Source organism: uncultured Mucilaginibacter sp. (genome assembly GCF_903913935.1).
GTDB lineage: Bacteria > Bacteroidota > Bacteroidia > Sphingobacteriales > Sphingobacteriaceae > Mucilaginibacter.
Genome location: NZ_CAIWNH010000197.1, coordinates 1 through 7,885, shown reverse-complemented (window position 1 = coordinate 7,885; position 7,885 = coordinate 1). Strand labels below are relative to the sequence as shown.

At 44.7% G+C, this 7,885-nt stretch carries 7 protein-coding genes; 5 read left to right on the top strand and 2 right to left on the bottom strand.

Translation table 11 applies throughout. From position 1 onward, the window contains the following. The 5 genes from thrA to QZY09_RS07300 all read left to right on the top strand — a co-directional run. On the top strand, window positions 1-2,144 hold a 2,144-nt coding region (thrA, locus tag QZY09_RS07320; RefSeq protein WP_295670329.1), incomplete at its 5' end, for a bifunctional aspartate kinase/homoserine dehydrogenase I. A 3-nt stretch (window positions 2,145-2,147) separates the two neighbouring features. Next, window positions 2,148-3,083, top strand: coding sequence for a homoserine kinase (locus tag QZY09_RS07315; protein WP_295670326.1), 936 nt, complete (start codon window positions 2,148-2,150; stop codon window positions 3,081-3,083). 156 nt (window positions 3,084-3,239) lie between these two features. Further along, window positions 3,240-4,550 (top strand): threonine synthase, encoded by a 1,311-nt coding sequence (gene thrC, locus QZY09_RS07310; protein ID WP_295670323.1) that lies wholly within the window; start codon window positions 3,240-3,242, stop codon window positions 4,548-4,550. Between the two features lie 32 nt (window positions 4,551-4,582). Then, window positions 4,583-4,804 (top strand): hypothetical protein, encoded by a 222-nt coding sequence (locus QZY09_RS07305; RefSeq protein WP_295670320.1) that lies wholly within the window; start codon window positions 4,583-4,585, stop codon window positions 4,802-4,804. Further along, a complete protein-coding gene (locus QZY09_RS07300) occupies window positions 4,801-5,112 on the top strand; it encodes a hypothetical protein (RefSeq protein WP_295670317.1) in 312 nt (103 codons plus the stop codon). Before QZY09_RS07305 ends, QZY09_RS07300 begins: the two co-directional genes overlap by 4 nt. Before the next feature lie 377 nt (window positions 5,113-5,489). Here QZY09_RS07300 and QZY09_RS07295 read toward each other — a convergent pair whose 3' ends face one another. Both QZY09_RS07295 and QZY09_RS07290 read right to left on the bottom strand, forming a co-directional pair. Continuing rightward, entirely contained in the window at window positions 5,490-5,951 is a 462-nt protein-coding gene (locus QZY09_RS07295; RefSeq protein WP_295670314.1) for a nucleoside 2-deoxyribosyltransferase, read from the bottom strand. Then, the coding region (locus QZY09_RS07290) for a hypothetical protein (RefSeq protein ID WP_295670312.1) at window positions 5,948-7,885 on the bottom strand (1,938 nt) is incomplete at its 5' end. The genes QZY09_RS07295 and QZY09_RS07290, both read right to left, overlap by 4 nt.

The window sequence follows — 7,885 nt, the reverse complement described above, 5'->3', positions numbered from 1 at the left end:
TGCTGCAGGGCATCCTTACTTTAAGGGAGCTTACCCCTAAAACCCGCGATATGGTGCTCAGCTTCGGCGAGCGCTGCTCCACATTTATGATCGGTAAGATCGCAGCGCAAAGGTTCCCTGGCGCTATCAGCGTGGATGCGACTGAGTTCATTAAAACTGACAGTTCCTTCGGGCAGGCAAAAGTCAATATGGACCTGACTGACCTGCTAGTTCGTGGCTTTTTCCAGGAGAACAGTGATAAACTGATCTTCGTTACCGGATTTATTTCTGCCAACGATGCTAAACAAATCACTACCCTGGGCCGTGGCGGCAGTGATTATACTGCCGCGATATTAGGCGCAGCGTTAAATGCCGAAGAGATCCAGATCTGGACCGATGTGAACGGCATGATGACTGCTGATCCGCGTATGGTTACCAAAGCATTCTCCTTACCGGAACTGACTTATACCGAAGCGATGGAGCTTTCCTACTTCGGCGCAAAGGTGATCTACCCCCCTACCATGATCCCGGCTTTTATGAAAAAGATCCCTATCGTCATTAAAAATACTTTTGATGTTGATTTTGAAGGGACCGTTATCCGCCACGATTGCAAGCCATCCAATTTGCCTATAAAAGGAATCTCGTCTATCAATAATATCAGCATCCTTAATTTGGAAGGCAGCGGCATGGTGGGGAAATCCGGCTTTAGCGGCAGATTATTTTCATTACTGGCCCGGGAGCAGATCAACGTGATCCTCATCACCCAATCCTCGTCTGAACATAGCATTACTTTTGCTGTGCAGCCAGGAGATACTGAAAAGGCCCGCCAATTAATAGAACAGGAATTTGAACTGGAACTGGTAGCCAAAAAGCTGGAGCATGTAGTTATCGAGCAAAACCTGGCTATCATCGCCATTGTTGGCGAAAACATGAAACAAACCCCGGGGGTATCCGGCAAACTGTTCCATGCGTTGGGCCGAAATGGTATCAATGTAAGGGCGATAGCGCAGGGATCATCAGAATACAACATCTCGGTAATTATCTCGGCAAACGACCTGGCTAAAGCCCTGAATGCGGTACACGACGGCTTTTTCACCCAGCTCACCAAAACCCTGCACGCATTTTGCCTGGGCACCGGCAATATCGGCCAAACCCTGTTTAAACAACTGAACGCCCACAGCGCTTATTTGCAGGAACATAATGGCATACAGGTTAAAATTGCCGGCATCAGCAATACCCGTAAAATGGTATTCAACAGTGATGGGGTTTCGCTGGATAACTGGCAGGCTGAACTGGAAGCATCCATGCATCCGGCTGATTTGGCTGAGTTTGTGTCTAAAATGAAAAGCATGAACCTGCCCAATTGTGTTTTTATTGATAATACCGCCAGCCCTAAGCCGGTGGAGTTTTACGAAGAAGTATTTAAAGCCAATATCTCGGTGATTACCTGCAACAAGATTGGTAATTCGGCATCGTATAAACAATATAAAACATTCCATGATGCTGCGCACAGCCACGGCGTTGATTTCTTTTACGAAACCAATGTGGGTGCGGGCCTGCCTATCATCCGTACTTTAAAGGACCTGATGAACAGCGGCGACAGGGTGGCGAAAATAGAAGCCATCCTATCGGGCACGATCTCTTTTATCTTTAATAACTTTAAAGGTGATGCCAATTTCCACGATGTGGTAAAAGAGGCGCAGGATAAAGGCTATACCGAACCTGACCCGCGCGACGACCTGAGCGGTAAGGATTTCATGCGCAAGATCCTGATCCTTGCCCGTGATGCAGGTTATGCGATGGAAGAAGCGGATGTGCGGATTGAAAGCGTATTACCAAAGGCCTGCCTTGAGGCACAAAGCGTTGAAGAGTTTTATGCAGCGCTGAAAGCTGAAGATGCTTTCTTTAGCAACCTGAAGGCAAAAGCCGCAGCAGAAAACAAGGTATTGCGTTATATTGGCAAGCTGGATGAAGGCAAAGCAGAGATCACCCTGCAAATGGTGGACGAAAGTCACCCGTTTTATACGCTATCCGGCAGTGATAATATTATATCCTTTACCACCGACCGGTACAGGGAACGCCCGCTGGTAGTTAAAGGCCCCGGCGCAGGTGCTGAAGTAACCGCAGCAGGGGTGTTTGCTGATTTAATAAATGTGGGAGCATAGAGCATGAATGAAAATAATATAAAAGTTTTTGCCCCTGCAACTGTCGCCAATGTAGTTTGTGGTTTTGACGTTTTGGGTTTTGCAGTAAATGAACCCGGCGACGAAGTAGTAATGCGGATGACCGGTAAGCCGGGCATTACCATCAGCAAGATCACCGGCGACAACGGCCGGTTGCCGATGGACCCTGCTAAAAACACCGTGAGCGTAAGCGTTCAGCATTATTTAAAAAGCATTGGCCGTACCGACATTGGTTTGGATATCGAACTGCATAAAAAAATGCCAATCGGAAGCGGACTGGGCTCAAGCTCGGCAAGTACCGTTGCAGGGTTATACGCCATCAAGACTTTATTGAGCGATAAAAGCGATGTGGCCGGCCTGTTACCCTTTGCCATGAAAGGTGAGGAAATGGCTTGCGGTCATGGTCATGCCGATAATGTGGCGCCTGCATTGATGGGTGGTTTTGTGCTGATACGGAGTTATGAGCCATTGGATGTGGTTCGCTTACCGCACCCCGAAGGTTTGTACTGTGCCATTATTTTCCCGGATGTGGATGTGCCTACCCGCGAAGCCCGGCAGATCATCCGTAAAAACATCCAGATGAAGGACGCTGTTACCCAATGGGGCAATATTGCAGGCCTGGTAAGCGGTTTGTTTTTAAATGACATCGACCTGATCGGCCGCAGCATGAAAGATATTTTGGTGGAACCCGTGCGCTCCATGCTGATCCCCGATTTTTATAAGATGCGGGAAATAGCGATGGAAATGGGCGCGGTAAGCTTTGGCATCTCCGGGTCTGGTCCTTCGGTCTTTGCTTTTACCAGGGACGAAGACACCGCTCAACGCATCACCCAAAAGCTGCAACAACATTTAACAGGCATTAAGATCGGTTCGAACATTTATGTATCGACTATCAATGATAAAGGGCCAAGGGTGATTTAGCCCCACCCAACCCTCCCCGGTAGGGAGGGCTTTGAAAACTTTATTGAACTAACCCTCTCCGCCGGCTGGCGGAAGAGCTTAAATATTATACAAACACGCTTCACCCCGGGCGAAGCTAAAGTCTCCCCTACCGGGGGAGATTTAGAGGGGGCCAATATGAAACTATATAGTACCAAAAACCCATCCACACGGGTAAGCTTTAAAGAAGCCGTTTTTAACAGTATGCCGCAGGACAAGGGCCTGTACATGCCGGTGAATATACCGCGGCTGGAGGATAATTTTTTAAATCACCTGGATGAGTATACCCTGCCGGAGATCGCTTTCCACGTGGCGCAAAACCTTATTGGTGATGATATCCCCGCAGACGACCTGAAGGAGATTATTGCCGATGCCATCAGCTTTTTGGCGCCTGCCGTAAAGCTGGAAGAAAATGTTTTTGTACTGGAGCTTTGGCACGGGCCGTCGCTGGCCTTTAAGGATTTCGGCGCCCGGTTTATGAGCCGGGTGATGAGCTACTTTTTAGAGAAAGGCGAAAAACAGCTGGATGTTTTGGTGGCCACCTCCGGCGATACCGGCGGAGCCGTGGCTTTAGGCTTTTTAGGCGTACCCAATACCCGTGTTACCATCCTGTACCCCAAAGGCAAGGTGAGCGATATACAGGAACTGCAATTAACTACCAACGGGCAAAACATCCGCGCGGTGGAAGTTGACGGTACCTTTGATGATTGCCAGGCGCTGGTTAAACAGGCTTTTACCGATAAGGAACTGAATGAAAAGTTCAGGCTTACCTCCGCTAACTCCATCAATATTTCCCGCCTCATCCCGCAAACATTTTATTATTTTAATGCCTATGCGCAGTTGCTGAAACGCGACATTAACAAGGTAGTATTTTCGGTACCGAGCGGCAACTTCGGCAATATCGGCGCGGGTTTACTGGCCTGGAAGATGGGCCTGCCTGTTTCGCATTTTATTGCGGCAACCAATGTGAATGATACCGTGCCGGAATTTTTAAAGACAGGCGTTTACCAACCCAAACCATCCGTAGCTACCCTGAGCAATGCCATGGATGTAGGCGACCCCAGCAACTGGGTACGCATTGCCGATCTGTTTAAGGAAGATGCCGAAGCGCTAAAAACACAGGTAACCGGCTATAGCTATACCGATGAGCAAACGCTTGAAGCCATTAAGTTTATTTTTGATAACTATAACTACGTGGCCTGTCCGCATACCGCCATCGCCTGGCAAGCCCTGCGCGACTGGCAGCAGGACAACTACAAAAGGGATACCGCCGGCATATTTCTATCCACCGCGCACCCCTGCAAGTTCCCCGATGTTTTCCCGGAAAGTATTGGCGGCAAGGTGGATGTGCCCGAGCAGGTTGCCGGCCTCAGCCAAAAACAAAAACACGCTACTGCGCTCGGCAAGGATTTCGCCGGGTTTAAGGATTATTTGCTGAAGAATGATTAACATCGTATCTTAGTGTTATTAAACAAGGCATCATGGATTTACAGGCAGAAAAATTAAGTTTAGTACAGGCCATATTGGATATTGAGGATATCAGCATCATCAAAAAAGTAAAAAAAATACTTAAAAAAGCAGACCATGACTGGTTTGATGATTTAACCGAGGAACAGCAGCAAGATGTGTTTACTGCTATTGAGCAATTAGACAGAGGTGAGGGCATACCACACGAGGAGGCAGTGAAAAGGCTTGGTTTATGAGCTATTCTATCATATGGTCACCCAAATCATTAGTGAGTTTCGAAAAAAGAATAGAATATTTAAACATACATTGGACGGAAAAGGAAATTACAAATTTTAAAAAAAGAGTAAACGAATATCTCGAAGTACTTAAGGACAAACCTTACATTGGAAAAAAGGCCGGCAGGGTAAAAAATATGCATGTCGGACTGATCTTAAAACAAGTATCCCTGATTTATAGGGTAAAAGCAATCAGAAAAGAAATCGAACTTGTTTTATTTGTGGATAACCGCCAGGACCCAAACAAGATCAGAAAGTATAAAACCTAAAATACGGCAGTAAAACCTCCTGATACCTACACCCGGTCTTTGACTTACGACTCCAGGCTAAGGACATAAAAAAAGGGCGTTTGCCCCATCCTGCCTGCCGGTAGGCAGGGGTAGAAGCGGGGCCAGGCTTGCCATCCTGAGCCTGCCGAAGGGCGTTGCAAGTCCTCGCCCCGATGCTGAAATTTTGGATTTTAATAAGCATTATCCATCGGGGCTGTGGGCTTTCCGCTTCAATCCTTAACGCGAGGCGCCGGTGCGCTTCATTTCAATCATCCCGTTATTGCAGTGAAGCGACACGCTTCACCGGGCGGGGTCACCATTCTTTGTGTTAAATATGCCTTTTAACATTTGAAAGGAAGGAAAATTAGATAACTCCTTCATACATTGTGCTCATTGGTAGGGTGTACGCTAAATTGTTCTAATTTACGAAGTAGCTCTCTTACTTTAATGCGTATTTCCTGCTTATCGCTGTAGGATATAACTGCATCGGCAAGATCCGTTGTCATATTAGGCCTGTCATCATTTAAGTATATAGCGACAATCTTTTTATTGAGTGCTTTTGCATAACCAGCTTCTATATTTAATCCGGTCCGTTTAGAGAAGTTCATTGAAGTAAGGTCCAGGAGTACAACCTTCGAAGCTCTAATTGCCTTGAAACTTCGATCAAGTACATCTCTGATCGGTTCATTATGGAATTGCCAGTTTTGGTGATCCCTTATGTGTGCGTAAGTCGTAAAACCCACATCTTCCGCGCCGAGAGATATTTGGTCTAAGCGAGACTTCAGTTCGTCCAGATAATCCCTTTCTAGGGCGTAACAAATAAAAATGTCTTTCATCATTTGATCCTAAGATAGCTAAAATGTGCAAAAAGAAGTGCTGCTTTTTTTAAATTTGGTTCAAGGTCAAATTTCAGCATTCCTAAATAAGTTAAAGTTAACGCAGCATAAAATAATTTAGGCGAACACTTGTTTTGAATTTGAGACGGCAACTGGCCATATTCAAAGATCTCAAATGTATTTAATTCAGGCATAAAAAGTTTCCGGAACCACAAAAAGTTATTTTTGTCCAAAGCTGTTTCAAATCTAACTAATTCTTCAAGTTCGTATTTCATGGCTAATTCCTTTAATTTAATATCAGCGAAAAGATAAGCGATATCATAAACCGACACAAACCTACTACGCATTTTTCCGTAATCAATTATCCCAAAATTTTGTTCGCCGTAAAGTACATTTTCACAGTGAAGGTCTCCGTGTACGGCTGATATTTGAAAATCTAAGTGCTCAATGGACAAAATCTCGTTTAGCCGCTCGATCGTATCGGTCACATTGATACTATCATTTAATGATAGCTTACCTTTAACGCGTTTGACCCCGATTTTTTTAAAGAGCTCATCATAGTAGGATCGGCGGTCTGATCTGATCACGCCGTTCAACTTGAGTTTACGGTCCTTGACTAAGCTGTTAAGTAGCAATTCGTCATTGTTAAATATAAGATCGATTTTAGTATGAGCAGAATCTATTGAATAGGCTCTAACGTTCTTATCACGCAAATTGACTTCGGTAAGCAAAACGTCTCCTGTGTAAAAAGTATGCCTTCCGTCATCGGTTTTTATGGTAAGTGTGTTCTTTTCTTTATCAAACACATCTACTTCGACTTTGTATTCTGAAGGAAGCAACTCATTATAATATCTGCGAATCGTACCCCTGTCAACATAAGTGCCGTGTTTGTAAAGAGTTTCATTGAGGTGGTCATCAAAAAGTTTATGAATTTTATTGATGATGTCCTGTGTCGGAATGGGACGCTCCTGGAATATCTTTAAGATAGTGTTCAACCGTTCCTGTCGACCTATACCCAAATTGTGCTTTGCATCTTGATAAAGCAAGCCAACGTAGTTTTCGATCAAATAGCTTTTAGCGGTGATTTCCATGAAAGCAAAAGTCCGTCGATTTTTTACCATTTCGATGTAGTTGTGATATTCATCGGCAAGGTCTTCATATGCACCAATTTTAAGAATAGACACATTCGAGATTACGTCCATTTGGTGATTTTCGTATTCCCATACCTCAAAAACATAACTACCCGACTTACCGCTGGTGAACACCCGTTGTACGATCACATGGGTATAGCTTTGCCCTTTATATAGCGACTTGATGATACGTTCCATTCTCACTTTATGATAGTCAGTTATCTTATTGAGAATCTGATCCGACCACTCAATGCCAATCTCAGCTTGCTCAACCGTGTTCATATGATATGGAATGAGGAATCTTACATTTGCCAAGAACTTGTTGAGCATATTTTCCTTTTCTGGAGCAGTCCTTTGAATCTGGCCAATGTTCGTTTTCAAACGTTCAGGAGCACCGGCAAATATTAGATTTATAAAATGCTCTAACCACGCATTACGAAGAGCAGTGTCTTTTGTAAGAAATAGTTTTTGCTGAATGAGATCGTAATTGTCATTGATCTCAACAAGAGAATAAATACTGTCTGTCCGATCCATCGCCTCAGTCAGCCGAAGGTCTTTGAAGTCTTCGAACTTAAATGATCTGATCTTGATATTCAGTTTGCTTAGAATGTCTGTGAAACAGTCGGAAATAAATTCATGCTTGCCGCCGCAAATGAGATAGTCGGGGCTCAACATTTCTATAGCAGCAATACATTTAGCTACAAAGGTAATGTTCGGTGAAGCCCATACCCTGTTCCTTTCATCGATTAGTTTTTTAACATTGTAAGAAACTTTATATTGGTCAGAGTACACCTGATTAATCTGCTT

Excerpts from the sequence above, each read along its gene's own strand:
- QZY09_RS07315 (WP_295670326.1), top strand. The coding sequence starts at position 2,148 with ATGAATGAAAATAATATAAAAGTTTTTGCCCCTGCAACTGTCGCCAAT.
- thrC (WP_295670323.1), top strand. The coding sequence starts at position 3,240 with ATGAAACTATATAGTACCAAAAACCCATCCACACGGGTAAGCTTTAAA.
- QZY09_RS07305 (WP_295670320.1), top strand. The coding sequence starts at position 4,583 with ATGGATTTACAGGCAGAAAAATTAAGTTTAGTACAGGCCATATTGGAT.
- QZY09_RS07300 (WP_295670317.1), top strand. The coding sequence starts at position 4,801 with ATGAGCTATTCTATCATATGGTCACCCAAATCATTAGTGAGTTTCGAA.
- QZY09_RS07295 (WP_295670314.1), bottom strand. The coding sequence starts at position 5,951 with ATGATGAAAGACATTTTTATTTGTTACGCCCTAGAAAGGGATTATCTG.